16 protein-coding genes, 1 tRNA gene and 1 pseudogene are annotated in these 18,736 nt (G+C 72.2%); 10 read left to right on the forward strand and 8 right to left on the reverse strand.

Annotated features, from left to right (window positions below):
- Positions 1 to 426: 426 nt before the first annotated feature.
- Positions 427 to 1,104: a phosphate signaling complex protein PhoU gene (gene phoU / locus ACZ5XZ_RS13215; RefSeq protein ID WP_393488355.1), complete on the reverse strand. Its 678-nt coding sequence runs from the start codon at positions 1,102 to 1,104 to the stop codon at positions 427 to 429.
- A 514-nt stretch (positions 1,105 to 1,618) separates the two neighbouring features.
- Between phoU and phoR the strand changes: the two genes are divergently transcribed.
- The gene (gene phoR / locus ACZ5XZ_RS13220) at positions 1,619 to 2,887 is read left to right on the forward strand and encodes a two-component system sensor histidine kinase PhoR (RefSeq protein ID WP_468977231.1); all 1,269 of its coding nucleotides are present in this window, start codon (positions 1,619 to 1,621) and stop codon (positions 2,885 to 2,887) included.
- A gap of 5 nt (positions 2,888 to 2,892) precedes the next feature.
- Positions 2,893 to 3,564, forward strand: coding sequence for a two-component system response regulator PhoP (phoP, locus tag ACZ5XZ_RS13225; RefSeq protein WP_466419800.1), 672 nt, complete (start codon positions 2,893 to 2,895; stop codon positions 3,562 to 3,564).
- A gap of 76 nt (positions 3,565 to 3,640) precedes the next feature.
- Here phoP and ACZ5XZ_RS13230 read toward each other — a convergent pair whose 3' ends face one another.
- Complete coding sequence (locus tag ACZ5XZ_RS13230; RefSeq protein ID WP_468977233.1) at positions 3,641 to 4,303, reverse strand: copper chaperone PCu(A)C domain-containing protein; 663 nt, start codon at positions 4,301 to 4,303, stop codon at positions 3,641 to 3,643.
- Between the two features lie 818 nt (positions 4,304 to 5,121).
- Between ACZ5XZ_RS13230 and ACZ5XZ_RS13235 the strand changes: the two genes are divergently transcribed.
- From ACZ5XZ_RS13235 to ACZ5XZ_RS13265, 7 genes are all read left to right on the forward strand, one after another.
- Entirely contained in the window at positions 5,122 to 5,604 is a 483-nt protein-coding gene (locus ACZ5XZ_RS13235) for a CarD family transcriptional regulator (protein WP_003953493.1), read from the forward strand.
- 403 nt (positions 5,605 to 6,007) lie between these two features.
- A complete protein-coding gene (gene ispD / locus ACZ5XZ_RS13240) occupies positions 6,008 to 6,754 on the forward strand; it encodes a 2-C-methyl-D-erythritol 4-phosphate cytidylyltransferase (RefSeq protein ID WP_468977235.1) in 747 nt (248 codons plus the stop codon).
- Positions 6,741 to 7,256 carry a 2-C-methyl-D-erythritol 2,4-cyclodiphosphate synthase gene (gene ispF, locus ACZ5XZ_RS13245; protein WP_468977237.1) on the forward strand — a complete coding sequence of 172 codons (516 nt, stop codon included), beginning with the start codon at positions 6,741 to 6,743 and terminating at the stop codon, positions 7,254 to 7,256. The genes ispD and ispF overlap by 14 nt, the downstream gene beginning before the upstream one ends.
- Positions 7,257 to 7,400: 144 nt before the next feature.
- The gene (locus ACZ5XZ_RS13250) at positions 7,401 to 7,805 is read left to right on the forward strand and encodes a PPOX class F420-dependent oxidoreductase (RefSeq protein WP_468977239.1); all 405 of its coding nucleotides are present in this window, start codon (positions 7,401 to 7,403) and stop codon (positions 7,803 to 7,805) included.
- Positions 7,806 to 7,915: 110 nt separating this feature from the next.
- Positions 7,916 to 9,307, forward strand: a complete 1,392-nt coding sequence (cysS, locus tag ACZ5XZ_RS13255) for a cysteine--tRNA ligase (protein ID WP_468977241.1) — start codon at positions 7,916 to 7,918, stop codon at positions 9,305 to 9,307.
- 127 nt (positions 9,308 to 9,434) lie between these two features.
- The gene (rlmB, locus tag ACZ5XZ_RS13260; protein WP_468977243.1) at positions 9,435 to 10,388 is read left to right on the forward strand and encodes a 23S rRNA (guanosine(2251)-2'-O)-methyltransferase RlmB; all 954 of its coding nucleotides are present in this window, start codon (positions 9,435 to 9,437) and stop codon (positions 10,386 to 10,388) included.
- Positions 10,389 to 10,554: 166 nt separating this feature from the next.
- Entirely contained in the window at positions 10,555 to 12,213 is a 1,659-nt protein-coding gene (locus tag ACZ5XZ_RS13265; RefSeq protein WP_468977245.1) for a DoxX family protein, read from the forward strand.
- Positions 12,214 to 12,900: 687 nt separating this feature from the next.
- Here ACZ5XZ_RS13265 and ACZ5XZ_RS13270 read toward each other — a convergent pair.
- The 3 genes from ACZ5XZ_RS13270 to ACZ5XZ_RS13280 form a co-directional block, all read right to left on the reverse strand.
- Entirely contained in the window at positions 12,901 to 13,629 is a 729-nt protein-coding gene (locus ACZ5XZ_RS13270) for a nucleotidyltransferase family protein (protein ID WP_468977248.1), read from the reverse strand.
- Between the two features lie 30 nt (positions 13,630 to 13,659).
- The gene (locus tag ACZ5XZ_RS13275; protein WP_393488341.1) at positions 13,660 to 14,076 is read right to left on the reverse strand and encodes a hypothetical protein; all 417 of its coding nucleotides are present in this window, start codon (positions 14,074 to 14,076) and stop codon (positions 13,660 to 13,662) included.
- 405 nt (positions 14,077 to 14,481) lie between these two features.
- On the reverse strand, positions 14,482 to 15,618 hold the full coding sequence (locus ACZ5XZ_RS13280) for an ABC transporter ATP-binding protein (RefSeq protein ID WP_468977250.1): 1,137 nt from the start codon (positions 15,616 to 15,618) through the stop codon (positions 14,482 to 14,484).
- Positions 15,619 to 15,798: 180 nt separating this feature from the next.
- On the opposite strand from ACZ5XZ_RS13280, the gene ACZ5XZ_RS13285 reads away from it, so the two are divergent.
- A tRNA-Thr gene (locus tag ACZ5XZ_RS13285) sits at positions 15,799 to 15,872 on the forward strand.
- A 106-nt stretch (positions 15,873 to 15,978) separates the two neighbouring features.
- Here ACZ5XZ_RS13285 and ACZ5XZ_RS13290 read toward each other — a convergent pair.
- The 3 genes and pseudogenes from ACZ5XZ_RS13290 to ACZ5XZ_RS13300 form a co-directional block, all read right to left on the reverse strand.
- A pseudogene (locus ACZ5XZ_RS13290) lies at positions 15,979 to 16,371 on the reverse strand (tyrosine-type recombinase/integrase); the annotation flags it as partial.
- A gap of 455 nt (positions 16,372 to 16,826) precedes the next feature.
- Positions 16,827 to 17,690 (reverse strand): PhzF family phenazine biosynthesis protein, encoded by an 864-nt coding sequence (locus ACZ5XZ_RS13295; RefSeq protein WP_468977252.1) that lies wholly within the window; start codon positions 17,688 to 17,690, stop codon positions 16,827 to 16,829.
- Between the two features lie 7 nt (positions 17,691 to 17,697).
- Positions 17,698 to 18,579 (reverse strand): phytanoyl-CoA dioxygenase family protein, encoded by an 882-nt coding sequence (locus ACZ5XZ_RS13300; protein ID WP_468977254.1) that lies wholly within the window; start codon positions 18,577 to 18,579, stop codon positions 17,698 to 17,700.
- Between the last annotated feature and the right edge of the window lie 157 nt (positions 18,580 to 18,736).

Here is an 18,736-nt window from a genome sequence, read left to right on the forward strand (position 1 = left end):
TCCCCCCCCCCCCCCCCCCCCCCCCCCCCCCCCCCCCCCCCCCCCCCCCCCCCCCCCCCCCCCCCCCCCCCCCCCCCCCCCCCCCCCCCCCCCGGTGCCACTGTGCCGTGGGCAGCCAGTGCCGCTAGCCGCAGCCGCCGCCGCACTGGCACGGTCCGCCCGACTGGCAGCCGCAGCTGCACCCCGGGCCGCACGAGCAGGACATCAGGGCGGGCTGCGGGTGCTCGACGGGGGTGGGGGAGTGCGCAATGGATGCCATGCATTGCCTCCTAGGGGTCGTCTGGTGCCCGGTGGGGCACCCGTCGCCCATTGCAAGCCCGGGCGGCACGGCGCGTCAACGGCGCGTGGAGGCACACGTCAACGGCGCTCGGTCGCTTAAGGGGGCGGACGCACATCGCCGACCCGCCCCCTTCAGGACACCTCCGGCTACGCTCCCTCGACCGACGCCGGCGGGGCGATCTCGTCGGCGTGCTCACCGGTCACGAGGTAGACGACGCGCTTGGCGACGGAGACCGCGTGGTCGGCGAAGCGCTCGTAGTAGCGGCCCAGCAGGGTCACGTCCACGGCCGTCTCGATGCCGTGCTTCCAGCGGTCGTCCATCAGGTGCTGGAAGAGCGTGCGGTGCAGCATGTCCATCGCGTCGTCGTCCTGCTCCAGCTGGAGCGCGAGATCGACGTCCTTGGTGATGATGACCTCGGCGGCCTTCGCCATCAGGCGCTGCGCCAGCTGCCCCATCTCCAGGATGGTGGCGTGCAGATCGCGCGGCACGGCCGTCTCCGGGAAGCGCAGCCGGGCCAGCTTGGCCACGTGCTGGGCCAGGTCGCCGGAGCGCTCCAGGTCGGCGCTCATCCGCAGCGAGGTGACGACGATCCGCAGGTCCGTGGCGACCGGCTGCTGCCGCGCCAGCAGGGCGATCGCCCGGGCCTCCAGATCGCGCTGCAGGTCGTCGACCTTCTCGTCGGCGGCGATGACGTGCTCGGCCAGCTTGAGATCCGCGTCGAGTATCGCCGTGGTGGCGCGCCCGATCGCGGAGCCGACGAGCCGGGCCATCTCGACCAGGCCCTCGCCGATCGAATCCAGCTCCTCGTGGTACGCGTCCCGCATCTGTGACCTTCTCTCGCGTCGAGTGGTGGTGTGGCGTGTGTGGGGGGTGGGACGGGGGCAGGGGTGACCCGCGCCCACGGTCTCACGGTCTGTCGCCGTGCGGCCCGTGTCCCGAAGGGGCGGTGCTCCACGGAGCCGGTGCCCCGCAGTGCCGGTGCTCCGGTGGAGCCCCGGCCCCACGGCCGCTTTGAGCCGATCCGTCACCCGCACCCTCACCCTGCGGCCGGATCGCGACCTGCGGTGCCACCCCGGGTGAACCGCCGCCGACGTGAAGGTGAACTCTGGGCGACGACGCCACTGCCCCGAGGCCGCCACCGCCGTTCACCCGGCCGCGCGCCGCCGCGGCGGGGTGCTCGCGCCGGTGCCCCAGGGGCGTCCGCCGGGCGGCCGGGCGCCCCGTACCGGCCTCCGGAGTGAACCCGTACGAACGCCACGGTGAACTCTGGGCGACGGCTGTTCGTGCAGCGGCTCGCGAGGCTGGGGCGGTGTCCGACCCGGCACATACTCTGGACTCATGAACGTGGATGCGGCCGTCGCCGCAGTGGCAGCGATCGCCGGGCTGTGCACCGGCGTCTTCGCCATGCTGGCGTTCCGCTGGAGCGAGCGCGACCAGGCCAAACCCACCCGTACCTCGCTGCACACCGACGCGGTGCTGCCGCCCGGTGTCGACACCGTGCTGTCGGTGCTGCGCTCCTCGGCCGTGGTCCTCGACGAGGCCGACGCCGTCGTCAAGGCCAGCTCGGCGGCGTACGCTCTCGGCCTGGTCCGCGGCGGCAAGCTCGCCGTCGAGCCGATGCTGCAGATGGCCCGCGACACCCGCAGGGACGGCGAGATACGCCAGGTCGAGCTGGATCTGCCGCGCCGCGGCACCGGCCGCGGCGAGGCGCTCGCGGTCTCCGCCAGAGTCGCCCCGCTCGGCTCCCGGCTCGTCCTGCTGCTGGTCGAGGACCTGACGGAGGCCCGCCGCATAGAGGCCGTCCGCCGCGACTTCGTCGCCAACGTCAGCCATGAGCTCAAGACCCCCGCCGGCGCGCTGTCGCTGCTCTCCGAGGCCGTGATGGACGCCAGCGACGACCCCGAGGCCGTCACCCGCTTCGCCGGCCGGATGCAGAACGAGGCCACCCGCCTGACCAACCTCGTCCAGGAGCTCATCGACCTCTCCCGGGTCCAGAACGACGACCCGCTGGAGGACGCCGAGCCGGTCCGGGTCGACGAACTGGTCGCCGAGGCGGTCGACCGCTGCCGCCAGCAGGCCGGCGCGAAGCAGATCACCATGGCCGCCGGAGGCACCGCCGACCTGCACGTATGGGGCAATCGCGGCCAGCTCGCGGCAGCGCTGGGCAACCTCGTGGAGAACGCCGTCAACTACTCCCCGGCGCGCACCCGCGTCGGGATCGCCGGACGCCGGGTCTCCGCGCCCGGCGGCGACCTGATCGAGATCGCGGTGACCGACCAGGGCATCGGGATATCCGAAAAGGACCGGGACCGCGTCTTCGAGCGGTTCTACCGCGTGGACCCGGCGCGCTCGCGCGCCACCGGCGGGACCGGCCTCGGCCTCGCCATCGTCAAGCATGTGGCCGCCTCGCACGGCGGGGAGGTCACGGTCTGGAGCGCTGAGGGACAGGGCTCCACCTTCACCCTGCGTCTCCCGGAAGCCGGAGCCGTCCGCGACCGCGAACAGCCCGCCGACCTCGCCGCGGAGGGCCTCGACGACGAGGACCGCCCGTACGAGACCTTCAACGATCCGCTCCCAGCCCACCCAGCCCCGGAGGTCCTTCCGTGACCCGAGTGCTCGTCGTCGAGGACGAGGAATCGTTCAGCGACGCACTGTCGTACATGCTTCGCAAGGAGGGTTTCGAGGTCGCCATCGCGGCAACGGGCCCCGACGGACTCGACGAGTTCGAGCGCAACGGCGCCGACCTCGTGCTGCTGGACCTGATGCTGCCGGGCCTGCCCGGCACCGAGGTCTGCCGCCAGCTGCGCGGCCGCTCCAACGTCCCGGTCATCATGGTGACCGCCAAGGACAGCGAGATCGACAAGGTCGTCGGCCTGGAAATAGGAGCCGACGACTACGTCACCAAGCCCTTCTCCTCCCGTGAGCTGGTCGCCCGTATCCGCGCGGTGCTCCGCCGCCGCGGCGAGCCGGAGGAGGTCGCCCCGCAGGCCCTGGAGGCCGGCCCGGTCCGGATGGACGTGGACCGCCATGTCGTCACGGTCTCCGGCGGCAAGGTCGACCTGCCCCTGAAGGAGTTCGACCTCCTGGAGATGCTGCTGCGCAACGCCGGCCGGGTGCTGACCCGCATGCAGCTCATCGACCGGGTCTGGGGCGCCGACTACGTCGGTGACACCAAGACCCTGGACGTGCACGTCAAGCGGCTGCGCGCCAAGATCGAGCCCGACCCGGGCGCGCCGCGCTACCTCGTCACGGTCCGCGGCCTGGGCTACAAGTTCGAGCCGTAGGCCGCCGGCCGACCGCCGCAAACGCCAGGGGCGCCCCTCCGGACCGGACGGGCGCCCCTGACGTGTGACGAGGAGGTCAGTGACCGCTGTGCGACGACCCCGCGGGCTTGGTGGCGCCGGTCGGCGTGGCCGTGGAGCTGGGCGTGCCGGACTCCGAGGGCTTGCCCGTCTCCGAGGGCTTGCCGGCGCCGCCCGGGGTGGCCGAGCCCGACGGCTGCGGCACCTCGGCGGGCCCGTAGCCCTCGAAGTAGCTCTTCGCCGGGACGACGAAGGCGGTGATCTTCACCTTGCCGGTGGAGCTGAGGTCGAACGTCAGGTTCTGGACGTTTCCGTCCTGGACGGCCTCCCGGCCGCTCGCCAGGACGGCCGAGGCGTTGCCCTTCCCGCCGATCACGACCGAGCCGCCGGCCGGCACGGTGATCGAGCCCGAGCCGCCGCCGGCCGGCGCCAGCTTGGCCGACTGACCGGTGCCGTCGACGGCGATCTCGGTCAGCTTCTGGTCCTTGGAGCCGTTGTTGAACAGCGTCGCGGTCACCACGGCCGGGCCCTTGGCGTTCAGCTCGGGCTGGGTGACGACGGACGCGTTCTGGATCTTGATGTCGCCGGCGGAGGTCGCGGCGTTGTCCGGCTTGACCTGCAGCGTCTGGGCGTCGTTCCCGGCCCCGCACGCGGACAGCGTGGCGATCGAGAGCGAAAGGACGGTGGCGGCGAGGACGCCGCGTCGAAGGCTGCGGCTCACGGCGGCGGCATCTCCTTGACGAGCTACGGCGGCCGAACGTTCGTGCCCGGTCGCGGATGGACGGCTGGGGCGGCGCCGCGCAGGCGTCGGGCACGACGCGTACGTAAAGCCGCCCTAAGGGTGTGTCAGCGCCGCTAGGTTACCGAGCCGTCCTCGCGCCGCCGCACCCGACCCGCCCCCAGCGCGATCACGGGCCCCTCACCGTCGTCCGCGGACGGCGTGCCGGCCGTGGCCCCGGGCCCGGCCGCGCGAGGGCGGGACGGAAAGCCGGCCGCGGTTCAAGATCTTTCCGAGTTCTCCGGGATCGCTCCCGGAGATCATCGCGGGAACGGTGCCGGTGGGAACTTCGCCGGAGTATGGACGGCGGGAAGAGGGATGAATATTCGGCAGGCGGCCGTTCGGGTGGGCGCGCACGCGTTTCCCCCCGCCGGTTTCCCCGACGAAAAGAAGTATTCGAAGGGAATGTGAAGGCCTCGCGGAATTGATCACACTCTTCGCCGGTCGGAAGGTGATCAATTCGAGAATCGGCCGCGAGGAGCACCTGGGCGGCCGAACGGAGTAGCGGAACTCGCTCATGCGGATCGGTGCAAAACGGGACGTTCAGCCCGTCGATCTTGGTGCTGCCGGTGTGCGGCGGGCGCGTTTCCGTGTGCCCGCGAAGCCCCTCCGACCTGCGAATACCTGCGTCCAAGGGCCCCTCGCAGCACGTTCCGGTTACTGTTGTCAAGCCCCGAGATATGCCCTGACCTGCGAAAACGCCATTCAGAACGGCCCGTTCCCGTGTTAGCATGGATAGCCACGGAAGGGGTACCTGTCACATGACGTTCAAGGTTGGCGACACCGTGGTCTATCCCCATCACGGGGCCGCGCTGATCGAGGCCATCGAAACTCGCCAGATCAAAGGCGTGGACAAGACCTACTTGGTGCTGAAGGTCGCCCAGGGCGACTTGACTGTTCGTGTGCCAGCGGACAATGCGGAGTTCGTCGGCGTACGCGACGTGGTTGGCCAGGACGGGCTGGACCGGGTCTTCGAGGTGCTTCGCGCACCGTATGCCGAAGAGCCGACGAACTGGTCCCGTCGCTACAAGGCAAATCTCGAGAAGCTCGCTTCCGGCGATGTGATCAAGGTCGCCGAAGTAGTGCGCGACCTGTGGCGGCGTGAGCGCGAGCGCGGACTCTCCGCCGGTGAGAAGAGGATGCTCGCGAAGGCCCGCCAGATTCTGGTGAGCGAGCTCGCCCTCGCGGAGAACACCAACGAGGACAAGGCCGAGGCCCTGCTCGACGAGGTGCTCGCGTCCTGACGCCGTAAGGCGCTCGTCCGACGCAGTGACGACACACGCAGCGACGACACACCAGTGACGCCACGCAGTGATGACGTAGCAATGCCGCGGTGCCCGAGTGACGACCCTTTCCCATGGGGAGGGGTCTGTTGCCGGGCGCTGCGGCATATCTGCCTCTGACGCGGCGATCGGCCGGCACCGGCGGGTGCGACGAACCGCTGGAGGACCCGCTGGCGGCCGATCCGCTGTGGCGTCCCGGGCGGCTGCCCCGACCGATGTCACGGAAGGGTCCGGTCAAGGCGTCGCACCCGGCACTCCCCCACGCTCTGGGAGCGGGGGGCACGCCCAGGCCATACCCACCTCGCCCGAGGAAACAAACCTGTCTGCGCCAATTCCGGGCTCGCCCCGGACTCCGGAGCCATCGATGTCAGATCCCTCCCGCCCGATCCGCACCGCCGCGGTGATCCCCGCCGCCGGCCGCGGCGTCCGGCTCGGTCCCGGCACCCCCAAGGCGCTGCGGACGCTGGGCGGCACGCCCATGCTGGTGCACGCCGTCCGCGCGATGGCCGCCTCCCGCGCCGTCTCGCTCATCGTCGTGGTCGCCCCGCCCGACGGCGCCACCGAGGTCGACCGCCTGCTGCACGAGTACCCGCTCGCCGACCGCACCGACCTCGTGGTCGTCCCCGGCGGGCAGACCCGCCAGGAGTCGGTACGGCGCGGTCTGGCGGCGCTGCCGCAGGACATCGACGTGGTGCTGGTGCACGACGCCGCCCGCCCGCTGGTCCCGGTCGACACGGTCGACGCGGTGATCGCGGCGGTCCGCGCCGGTGCGCCCGCCGTCGTGCCCGCGCTGCCGCTCGCCGACACCGTCAAGCAGGTCGAGCCGCAGCCCCAGGGCGCCCCCGAGCCGGTGGTCGGCACCCCGGAGCGGGCGCTGCTGCGCGCCGTGCAGACCCCGCAGGGCTTCGACCCGGCGACCCTGCTCAAGGCGCATGACACCGTCGTCGAGGGCGAGGGCGCCACCGACGACGCCGGGCTGGTCGAACGGCTCGGCGCGCCGGTCGTGGTCGTCCCCGGCCACGAGGAGGCGTTCAAGGTGACCCGGCCGCTGGACCTGGTCCTGGCCGAGGCCGTACTCGCCCGCAGGAGGGTCACCGATGGCTATGTCTGAGCCGACCCCCGCCGGTCCGCCCGCCGGCATCCCCCTCGTCGGCATCGGCACCGACGTGCACGCCTTCGAGCAGGGCCGCGAGCTGTGGTGCGCCGGGCTGCTGTGGGAGGGCGAGGAGTACGGCCTGGCCGGCCACAGCGACGGCGACGTGGCCGCGCACGCCGCCTGCGACGCGCTCTTCTCGGCGGCCGGCGTCGGCGACCTGGGCGCGCACTTCGGCACCGGCCGCCCCGAGTGGTCCGGCGCCTCCGGGGTGACGCTGCTGGCCGAGGCCGCGCGGATCGTCCGGGCCGAGGGTTTCGCGATCGGCAATGTCGCGGTGCAGGTCATCGGCGTACGCCCGAAGGTCGGCAAGCGGCGTGACGAGGCGCAGCGGGCGCTGTCGGCCGCGGTCGGGGCCCCGGTCTCGGTCTCCGGTACCACCACCGACGGGTTGGGACTGACCGGCCGGGCAGAGGGGCTGGCGGCGATCGCCACCGCCCTGGTGGTGCGCACCGTCTGAAGGACGCCGGCGGGCCGGAACGAGGCCTGCCGCCGATCGGCCGTACCGCGTGGGAATGCCCGGCGCGACAAGGGCGTTGAGCGGAGAATCGGGGTACTCGTCTCCAACGGAAGCCATCGGTTCGGCCCACAGGAAGGATCCGTCGTGACGGCAACGCTCTCCGACGCACTCAAGGAGCTCCTCGACTCCCCGGTCTTCGTGACGGTGGGGACGATCCAGCCGGACGGCAGCCCCCAGCTCTCCCCGGTCTGGGTGAAGCGCGACGGCGACGACCTGCTGATCTCGACGACCGTCGGCCGGCGCAAGGAGCGGAACCTCCGCCGCGACCCGCGGGTCTCCGTCGTCCTCCAGCCCTTCGACGCGCCGTACGTCTACGCCGAGATCCGCGGCACCGCCGATCTCAGCACCGAGGGCGGGCAGGAGCTGATCGACGAGCTGTCGGTGAAGTACACCGGTAAGAGGTACGCGGAGTTCAACCCGGCCGCGGCCGACGACGACCAGCGGGTCGTGGTCCGGATCACCCCGCGCAAGGTGGTCGGCCGTATCTGACGGACGCCCTCCAGGCAGTGAGATCCGGCAAATCGGACGGTTTTGGCGGATCCATGCCCCCGTGGCCGATGCGTCGCGGGGCACTGCCCGGTTCCGACTACCCTGGTTCCGTGACGATTCGCCTGTACGACACCAGCGCCCGGCAGATTCGCGATTTCACCCCGCTCACGCCGGGCTGTGTCTCGATCTACCTCTGTGGTGCGACCGTGCAGGCCGCCCCGCACATCGGGCACATCAGGTCGGGACTGAACTTCGACATCATGCGCCGCTGGTTCGAGTACCGCGGCTACGACGTGACGTTCGTGCGCAACGTCACGGACATCGACGACAAGATCATCGCGAAGTCGGAGGAGCAGGGCCGCCCCTGGTGGTCGATCGGCTACGAGAACGAGGTCGCCTTCAACACGGCGTACGACGCCCTCGGCTGCCTGCGCCCGACCTACGAACCGCGCGCCACCGGCCACATCCCCGAGATGATCGAGATGATGCGCGGCCTGATCGAGCGCGGCCACGCCTACGCCGCCGACGGCAACGTCTACTTCGACGTGAGGTCCTTCCCCGGCTATCTCCAGCTGTCCAACCAGGAGTTGGACAACCTGCGCCAGCCGTCCGGCGAGGGCGAGACCGGCAAGCGGGACCCGCGCGACTTCGCCATGTGGAAGGCCGCCAAGGAGGGCGAGCCCAGCTGGGAGACCCCCTGGGGCCGAGGCCGGCCCGGCTGGCATCTGGAGTGCTCGGCGATGGCCCACAAGTACCTGGGCTCCGCCTTCGACATCCACGGCGGCGGCGTCGACCTGGTCTTCCCGCACCACGAGAACGAGATCGCCCAGGCCAAGGCCTTCGGCGACGACTTCGCCGCGTACTGGTCGCACAACGCCTGGGTGACCATGAGCGGCGAGAAGATGTCCAAGTCGCTGGGCAACTCCGTGCTCGTCTCGGAGATGGTCCGGCGCTGGCGCCCGATCGTCCTGCGCTACTACCTGGGCACCCCGCACTACCGCTCGATGATCGAGTACAGCGAGGAAGCGCTGCGCGAGGCCGAGTCCGCGTTCGCGCGGATCGAGGGCTTCGTCCAGCGCGTCGTCGAGAAGGCCGGCGTCGTCGAGCCCGCCCCCGAAGTGCCGCTCGCCTTCGCCGAGGCGATGGACGACGATCTGGGCGTCCCGCAGGCGCTGGCGATCGTGCACACCACCGTCCGGCAGGGCAACGCCGCACTGACCGCCGACGACAAGGAATCCGCGGTGGCCCGGCTGGCCGAGCTGCGGGCGATGCTCGGCGTGCTGGGCCTGGACCCGCTCGACGAGCGCTGGGCCGGCGGCACGGACCGCGGCGAGGACCTGCACGGCGTCGTGGACTCCCTCGTGCGCCTCGTCCTCGAACAGCGCCAGGCCGCCCGCTCCCGCAAGGACTACGCCACCGCGGACGCCATCCGCGACCAGCTCCAGCAGTCGGGACTGTCCATCGAGGACACCCCGTCGGGCCCGCGCTGGTCGCTGTCCTGACCCCCGTCGCGCCCGTGGGAGGCCACCCGGATTCGCCCTTCCCGGGGGCCGCGCGCGACACTCAATCCATACGTACGTACCCACTCCACGTCGCGAGACGTCGAGAGCAGTGAGAAACAGGTGACCCATGGCCGGCAACAGCCACCGCAGGAACCGCCGCACGTCCAACAAGAAGGGCGCGCAGGTCGGCAGCGGCGGTAAGCGGCGCCGGAGCCTGGAGGGCAAGGGCCCGACCCCGCCCGCCTCCGCTCGCAAGGGACACGTCAAGAACCGGGTGGCCAACGCCCAGGCCAAGCAGGCCGCGGCCCGCCGCCCGGCCCCGCGGCGCGGCGGCGCCAAGGGCACCGCGGAGCTGGTCGTCGGCCGCAACCCGGTCGTCGAGGCGCTGCGCGAGGGCGTGCCCGCCACGACCCTGTACGTCCAGCAGTTCATCGACACCGACGAGCGGGTCCGCGAGGCGCTCCAGCTCGCCACCGAGCGCGGGCTGAACCTCATGGAGGCGCCCCGGCCCGAGCTGGACCGGATGACCAACGGCCTCAACCACCAGGGCCTGGTCGCGCAGATCCCGCCGTACGACTACGCACACCCCGAGGACCTCGCCGCGGCCGCCTTCGACGCCGGCGAGGACCCGCTGATCGTCGCACTGGACGGCGTCACCGACCCGCGCAACCTCGGCGCCGTCGTCCGCTCCGTCTCCGCCTTCGGCGGCCACGGCGTGGTCGTGCCCGAGCGCCGCGCCGCCGGGATGACGGCCGGCGCCTGGAAGACCTCGGCGGGCACCGCGGCCCGTACGCCGGTCGCCCGCGCCACCAACCTCACCCGGGCCCTGGAGTCGTACCAGAAGGCCGGTCTGACGGTCGTCGGCCTGGCCGCGGACGGCGAGCTGGAGCTGCAGGACGTCGAGGCGCTGGACGGCCCGGTCGTCATCGTCGTCGGCAGCGAGGGCAAGGGCCTGTCGCGGCTGGTCGGCGAGACCTGCGATGTGCGCGTACGGATCCCGATGCCGGGCGGCGCGGAGTCGCTGAACGCCGGTGTCGCGGCCGGTGTCGTGCTGTGGGAGGCGGCGCGGCGGCGCGCCTGAGCGGCGGTGCCCCGGGGCGGCCGGTACGGGTGCGCCGCACCCGCGCCACACCTCGGGGCAAAACCTGACCCTCCGTACGGCCTGCCCGCATCCCGTGATCTTTTGACGGGTCTCGGACAGATCGGCCCGGTCAAGGCAGTGTCTTAAACGCGGGTCACTCGGTTAGATGAGCGTGGACACCAGAACACCCCGCACGCCTACGGGGGGACGCTCGCCGGGTTTCGATGACGAGCCGGGCCTGAGCTCGGTCAAGGTGCCGTGCGATCCCGCGCAGGTCATCGTCAACCACGCCAGCTTCCGCGTACAGCTCGCCGGGCCCGCGGCGGGCCACGTCACGGCCGACGCCGCGCGCATCCCCGCCACCCGGGGCCCGGCCCCCGGCGGCAGACGCCGGGCACCGGTGGTGTGGAGCGGCCGCACCGAACCGGGCGGCGCGGCCGGCGCCACCACCCAACTCCTGCACGCGGTGCGCAACGCGGGCATCGGCCTCGACGGCGGCCAGAGCGAGGACGTCGGCACGACCCAGGTCCTGCCCCGGGTCCGCCTCGACGACCCGGCCCCCGCCCAGACCGTGATCGGCCAGCGCGGCCCCGCCGAACCCGACACCACCCTGCTGCGCGGCGTACGCCCCGTAGGCAGCGCATACGGCGACAACTACGGCAACACCCCCCCTCGCGACACCTACGGCGACCGCCTTCACGACGGCTACGACGACGACCGGTACGGCGACGACCGCTACGGCGACGACCGCTTCGAGGCCCGCGAGCCGTACGACTCCGGGGGCAGGCGGCGCGGCACCGAGACCGTGCGGCACGCGTACTACCCGGGCCGGCGGATGAACCTCGGCGTCGTCCTGCTGCCGCTGCGGATCTTCCTCGGACTGATCTCCGTCTACGCCGGCATGGGCAAGCTCTGCGACCCCGTCTACTTCGACGGCGGCGAGCGGGGCTCGATGGTCAAGTGGCTGCTGTCGCTCGACCCGTGGGCGCTGGCCGTGCCGCTGCGCGACTTCGCCGTCTCCCACCCTGTCGGCGCCGGCCTGACCGTCGCCTTCCTCCAGGTCGTCGTCGGCGTCCTCACCATCTGCGGACTGTGGCAGCGGGTGGCCGCGTCGATCGGCGCGCTGCTCTCCGCGGCGCTGCTGATGACCGTCAGCTGGCGCACGCTCCCCGCCTACGACGCCCCCGACATCATCTACCTCGCCGCGTGGAGCCCGCTGATCATCGCGGGCGCCCCGGTCTACTCCATGGACGCCCGGCTGGCCGGCGAGGCCTGGCGGCGGCTCGGCCCCCGTGTCGAGGTCGCCGACCTGCGCCGCCGGGTACTGCGCCGCGGCGCGATGATGACCACGGTGGTGGCGGGGCTGACCCTGCTGATCGGCTCGCTGCTCGGCGGTGCCGTACGGTCCGCGACGGTCGCGACCGTGCCGCGGCCCGGCGAGCCCGCGATCAACAACCTGCCCGGCTCGCCGCTGCCCCGCCCCGGCAAGAGCGCCACCCGCCCCGGCCAGCGGCACCCCGGCACCGTACGCCCCGGGACCCCGTCCGCGGGCGCCTCGCACAAGGCCCGCAGGCCCGGCACGCCCTCCGCGTCGGCCCCCGGCACCGGCCGCTCCGCGGGCAGCACCAGCGGCCTCTCCCAGCAGCCCGGCGCCACCACCAGCGCCCCGCGGCAGACGGTCCCCACCCGCGCCCCCGCCCCGACCCGGGCCCCGAGCACGGCGGGCGGCACCGGCGGCGGCACGACCGGCACCGGCAACAGCGGCTCCAGCGACTCCGGCGACTCCGGGGGCCGGGGGAGCACGTTGGGGGGGTTGCTGGGGTGAGACGGGCGAGCGGGTGAGCCGGGTGAGCGGGCGCGCCGGCGAGTGGGTGAGGCCGGTGGGCTGAACTTGGTTCGCCTGGGTGCTGATTCGCCGTTCCGTTGTTCCGGTCGCTCCCGTCGCTCCGTTGTGCCCCTCGCTCTGTCGTTCCCCTCGCTTTGGCGTTCCTCCCGCTCCGTCGTTCCGCCGCTCCATATTTTTCCCCTCCGCCCACCCCCCAAAGGGGGGTGGGCGGGTCCTTGTGCGCGGTCCTTGTGCGCGGTCTTTGTGCGGGGGCCTTGGGTGGTGCTCCTTGTGCGCAGGTCCCGCTCGCGGGCGTCCCGGCCACCGGCACCCCGGGCGCGGGCTCCCCGGGCGCGGGTGCCTCTGCGTATGCGGGGATGGGGCCGCGTACGGGCGCTGGGAGGGCCTCAACGACGTACGGCGCCTCGCGCGGTCTTGAGGGGCCGCAGGAGCCAGGGAGGACCCGCGGGCCGGGGCGGAAGGCCGGGACGCGAGGACAAGGCCTCGAGGGCACGTACGGCCCCCTCAGGCGCCTTAGGCGGTGTCCGCGAAGTCGTCCCGCCGCACGGACTCAACAACGACGCAGACCACGGCTCAAGGGCCTTCGACGCGACACGGCCTAGCCGGCCTAGCCGGCGGCTCAAGAGGCATCGACGCGACGATGTGGACGAGACGGCCCAGGCGGCGTCAACGCGGCTGTGTGCCCAGCTCCTTGGCCGCCTCGACGAGGTCCTTGGCCGTGTCGATGGCGCGCCAGTAGGCCCCCTGGGGGAGCGGGAATCCCGCCAGGCGGCGTTCGCGGGCGAGACGGGGGAAGGTCGTGCGCTCGTGGTCGCCGCGGTCGGGGAGCAGGCCCGTGAAGGCGGCCGAGAAGACGTAGACGCCGGCGTTGATCAGATACGGCGAGGGCGGCGCCTCGATGAAGTCCAGTACGTGCCCGAACGCGTCGGTCTCGACGACGCCCCAGGGGATGCGGGGGCGGGCCAGCGCGAGGGTGGCGTCGGCATCGCGTTCGTGATGGAACGCGGCCATTTCACGGAGCGGGAAGCGGGTCCAGATGTCGCCGTTGGTGGCGTACCAGGGTTCGTCCGGGCGGGGCAGGGAGGCGGCCGCGTACTTCAGGCCTCCGCCGCGGCCCAGCGGCTCGGTCTCGACAACGGTGGTGACGCGCAAGGGGAGTTGGGTCTGTGACAGCCAGTCCTGCAGTACCTCGGCGAGGTGGCCGCAGGAGACGACCGCGCCCGTGACGCCTTCCTCGGCCAGCCAGTTCAGCTGATGGCCGATGATCGGGGTTCCGGTGCCGGGAATCTCGACCATCGGCTTGGGGCGGTCATCGGTGTACGGGCGGAGACGTGAGCCCTGGCCGCCGGCCAGGACCACGGCCTGCGTGGGGTACGGATGCTGGGCGCCTGTCATGGTTCGCACCTTATGCGGTGCGAGTGGTGGTCACTGGGCGGCGGCGACGCCGGTGGCGAAGGAGGTGTCGCAGACCGGGCGGGAGAAGGCCTGGGCGCGGTGCGCGGCACCGTACTTGGCCACCGCGGCACGGCCGAGGTCGCGGGCGATGGAGGCGCACGCCTTGGCCAGCGAGGGGCGCTTGGTGGTCGCCTCCTGGAGATGGGTCAGGGCGACGCCGGGGTTCTTCTCCTGGAGCTCGACCAGCAGGCGCTTGCGGAGCACGTCCGCGGGGGCGCTGGGGCTGGCCTTGGTAGAGGCCGTCCCGGAGGAAGCGGTCAGCACCTGCGAGTCGGTGGCCGTCGAGGCCCAGGGGACGCGGGTGACCGCGAGGGTCCCGGAGAGCACCAGGACGACGGGAAGGACGAGGGCGAGAGTTCTGCCGATGCGGCGGGCTGCGGAGTTCACGGTCGAGATGGTAGCGAGGAGTGATGATTTGGCGACATTTGGTCACCGTATCGGGGGACGTAATGGCCCGTCGGTGCGGTTGTGATGTTGACGCACTGGTACGAAAAGCGCCGTTATGCCCCGATGGGTGACTCTGTTGGTCGCCTACTGATCCCCTGCTGGTCCCCTGCCGGACGGCCCCGTGCGGCCGCCCCGGAGACGCGTCAGCGGCGGCGATCCAGGGCTACCCCGAACCACCGCCGCTCTAACGCGACTGCCTTCCGTACCGGTTGCGCCGGTTGCGCCAGTTACGCCGCTTCCGGTGGCCGCATCCGGCCCCGCTCGCCGCGTTCGCCGCGTTCGCTCGCTCGCGCCCGGCGCGCCCGTCCTCGTCCCGGGTCAGCCGGGTCAGCCGGGTCCGTCGGGTCAGTCGCTGAGGCGCTCGCCCGACGACGTCGAGAACACATGCGTCTCGCCGGGCCGCGGCACGACGTGCAGCCGGCTGCCCTTGTCCGGGACCTGGCGGCCGTTGACCCGTACGACCAGGTCCTTGACCTCGCCGCCGACCTCCGCGGTGCCGTACACGTAGCCGTCGGCGCCCAGCTCCTCGACGACGTTGACCGTGACGGCCAGACCGGCCGGCGCGTCCGCGGACTCCTTGGACAGCGACTTCGCCGCGGCGCCGTTCTGCTCGACGATGTCGAAGTGCTCGGGGCGCACGCCCACCGTCACCGTGCGGTCGCCCTTGTCGGCGGCCGCGCTCAGCGCCTCCCGGTTGACCGGCACCACGCTGTTGCCGAACTTCACCCCGCCGTCGGTGATCGGCACCTCCACCAGGTTCATGGCGGGAGACCCGATGAAGCCCGCGACGAAGAGGTTCGCCGGACGGTCGTACATGTTGCGCGGCGAGTCGACCTGCTGGAGCAGGCCGTCCTTGAGGACGGCGACCCGGTCGCCCATCGTCATGGCCTCGACCTGGTCGTGGGTGACGTACACGGTCGTGATCCCGAGCCGGCGCTGCAGACCGGCGATCTGCGTACGCGTCTGCACGCGCAGCTTCGCGTCCAGGTTGGACAGCGGCTCGTCCATCAGGAACACCTGCGGCTCACGGACGATCGCCCGGCCCATCGCCACGCGCTGGCGCTGGCCGCCGGACAGCGCCTTGGGCTTGCGCCCCAGGTACTCCGTGAGGTCCAGGATCTTGGCCGCGTCCTCGACCTTCTGCCGGATCTCGGCCTTCGGGACGCCGGCGATCTTGAGCGCGAAGCCCATGTTGTCGGCGACCGTCATGTGTGGGTAGAGCGCGTAGTTCTGGAACACCATGGCGATGTCCCGGTCCTTGGGCGGAAGGTGGGTGACATCGCGGTCCCCGATGCGGATGGCGCCTCCGTCGACGTCCTCCAGCCCCGCGAGCATCCGCAGCGAGGTGGACTTGCCGCATCCGGAGGGGCCGACCAGGACGAGGAATTCGCCGTCCTCGATGGCGATGTCCAGCTTGTCGACGGCGGGCTTGTCGGAACCCGGGTAGATGCGGGTTGCCTGGTCATACGTGACCGTAGCCATGGTGAGAAGTCCCTTCACCGGCAGGAACGTGCCGGACGATCCGAGTAAAAGGAGTGGTGTAGTCCACTTATGTGGACTGTCCCGTGACGCTACCCCTGACCGGCCCGGATGTCAGTACCCTGGCTCTCGCCAAATACGGAGCCCGGTACCCGGCGCGCCTGGGTACACTTCTTCCCGCACGCCTCCTTAGCTCAGCTGGCCAGAGCACCGCTCTTGTAAAGCGAAGGTCGTCGGTTCGAATCCGACAGGGGGCTCTGAGATTGAGCAGGGAAGAAGCCCCGGGCCGGTGACTGGCCTGGGGCTTCTGACATCTATGGGTGACATCAACGGGGCGGTCGGTAACGGGGCGGCCGGTCGAGATCAGTCCCGATCGAGCCGCCGTTTCAGGAGCCGGTCCAGGTGGCTGATCGCTTCCCGCTGGGTGTCCTGGGCGACGTGGGTGTAGACGTCCATGGTCAGGCTGATCTGGCTGTGGCCGAGGATCTGCATCAGGACGCGAGGAGCGACGCCGGCCGCGGTGAGCAGGGTGGCGCAGCCGTGCCGGGCGTCGTGGAGGCGGATGGGGTGGAGGCCGGCGGAGGCGGTGAGCCGGGAGAAGGAGCGGTTCAGGTTCCGCGGCTCGATGGGGCGGCCGGAGCGGGTGGTGAAGACGAGGCCGGCCGGGTCTGGCTTGGTGCCGCGCTTCTTCGCGTCGTGGGCCTGGCGGAGCCGGTGCCAGCGGAGAGCGGCCAGGCAGACTGCGACAACTCTCCGGGCAGGCCGGCGATCTGCTCACGCAGCCGCTCGGCCTGGCCCAGCACCTCGGCCCGCCTGGCCTCCAGCCTCTGTCAACGACGGCACACCACACCCGCCCTCGCTCAGCACCCGCACCCCTCAGGGCGGGCTCGACCCCGGCGACGGTAGAAGCCAGCACGACCGGCCACATCCCGAACCCCTGCGGATCAACGCAACGAGGCACCCTCAGAAGATCTGCGCCCAGCCCCGATCGGCGCGTTTGCGCAACTGCCCACGGACCGGCTCGACCTTGCCCGGCGTGAGCTCACGATCCGGCGCCCTTGCGACGTCCTTGGCCGGCAGGCTGGGTGGATGGCGCCGGGCCGGCGGGCTCGGCCGTGCCGTCCGGGGCGGGAGCTGCGGGCGGCGGACGCACCCGCGATCGGTGCCGCGGCGATGGCCGTACCGAGACCGATGCGCTTGACCGCCGGTGGTCAGCCGGTGGGCCGGTCCGCCTCCGTCAGGAGCCGTGCGGTGCCGCCGAGTTCGACGCGGAGGTCCTCTCCCGCCGTGGCGGTGATGGTGGCGGGGCTGCCGAGGGTGTCGCCCATGTCGACGGCGATCCGGTGGACGCCGCGGCCGGCCAGGTGGGCGGCGAGACAGGCCGTGCTGTTGGCGTTGGCGATGTCCTCGGGGACGCCGATCGAGGGGGCGAACATCCGGGCCGCGAGCGCGCCCTCGGGCGAGGGCGCCGAGTGGACGTACGCGCCGAGCAGGCCGAACCGGTCGCAGGCCGCCCTGAGCCGGTCCAGGTCCGGGCTGAGCGCGGCGAGCGCGGCCCGGCCGGGGACCGGCACAAGGACGCGTTCGCGGCCCACGCCGGCGATCCGGACGTCAGGACCGACGTCGTCCGGTGCCAGGCCGAGCGCCGGCAGGACCAGGTCGCGTTCCTCGGCGGTGGGTTCGCGCAGGTCGACGGGGCCCGGGTCGAAGGCGGCGGTGATCCGGTCGCCGTCGCGCTCGGCCCGGCCGGCGAAGACGCGCCCCCCGGTGCGCAGGGTGGCCCGATAGGGCCGGTCGCCGCCGTGCCGCGCCGCGAGCAGGGCGAGGGCGGCGACGGTGCCGTGCCCGCAGGCCGGCAGTTCCCCTTCCGCGGTGAAGAAGCGCAGCTCGGTCGTGTCGCCGTCCTGGCGTACGTACACCGCGTGCGAGGTGCCCTGTTCGACCGGGATCCGGCGCCGCTCGTCGTTACCGAGACGCGGGCCGGCCGGGTCGTCCTCCAGGACCACGGCCGTGGGGCTGCCGCCCGCGCCGCCCCGCAGGCAGGCGCGGACGACCGTCACGTTCGGCGTCCTCATGGGGCTGTCACTTCGTCTCCTCCAGCGTGGCGTACCCGGTGGTCGCCGCGGTTTCCGTGGTGTGGGCGCCTTCCTGGAGCTGGAAGAGCGAGCCGAAGGGGCGCTCCGCGAGCGGGAGGCGCCACGCACCGGCCTCCACGCGTGCCGTGTCCGACACGCTACCGCGCAGCAGGGTCACCCCTGCCTCGTTGTGGCCGGCGTGCGGCCCGAAGTGGATCGGGTAGGCGTCGGCCGCCCGGTAGGCCGGCAGGAAGGCGCGGCGGTACCGGTCGGAGTGGTTCGGGGAGGAGTAGTGCAGCAGCAGGCAGTGGATGAAGACCACGCTGCCGGCGGGCGCCTCGATCGGCACGGCGAGCGCCGGGTCGGGGGCGCCGGCGCCCGCCACCTTGCCGCGGAAGTATCCGTCGACGTAGTGGTCGGCGAGTCCGCGCTTGTGGGAGCCGGGGACGGCCTGCAGGGCGGAGTTCTCGGTGGTGGTGTCGTCGAGGTAGATCAGGGCCGTCACCAGGTCGGTGTTGGTGTGCGGGTAGTAGGCGAAGTCCTGGTGCCAGTCCACGACGCTGCCGACCTGCGGGGCCTTGAGGTGGAGCTTGCTGTAGTGGAACAGGATGTCGGGGCCGATGAGCGCCTCGACGTGGTCGAGCAGCCGGGGGTGGGCGGCGGCCCGCTCGAACGCGGGGTGCTGCTTGGTGGGCGACCAGATCCGGCGGGCCATGCCGTTGTCGCCCGGCTCCACTTCGGCGACGGAGCCGATGTCGGGGACGTCCAGGATCTCCGTGATGGCTGTGTTGAGCTCGGCGACCTCGCTCGGGTCGAAGAGACGCTCGGCGACCGCGAAGCCGTTCTCGCGGTACTCCTTGACGAGCGCGGCCGTGTCGGGTGCGGACATCCGGGGGGTTCCTCTCTGGTGGGCGCTCTGGTGAGCGGCGGCGGTGGGGTGGGGCGCGGGCCGTGCGGGGGGGGGGGGGGGGGGGGGGGGGGGGGGGGGGGGGGGGCACCGGAGAGGGGGACCACAGACGCGAAAAGGGGGAGGTAGAGTTGGGAGG

This window comes from Streptomyces sp. NPDC033270 (assembly GCF_055576575.1).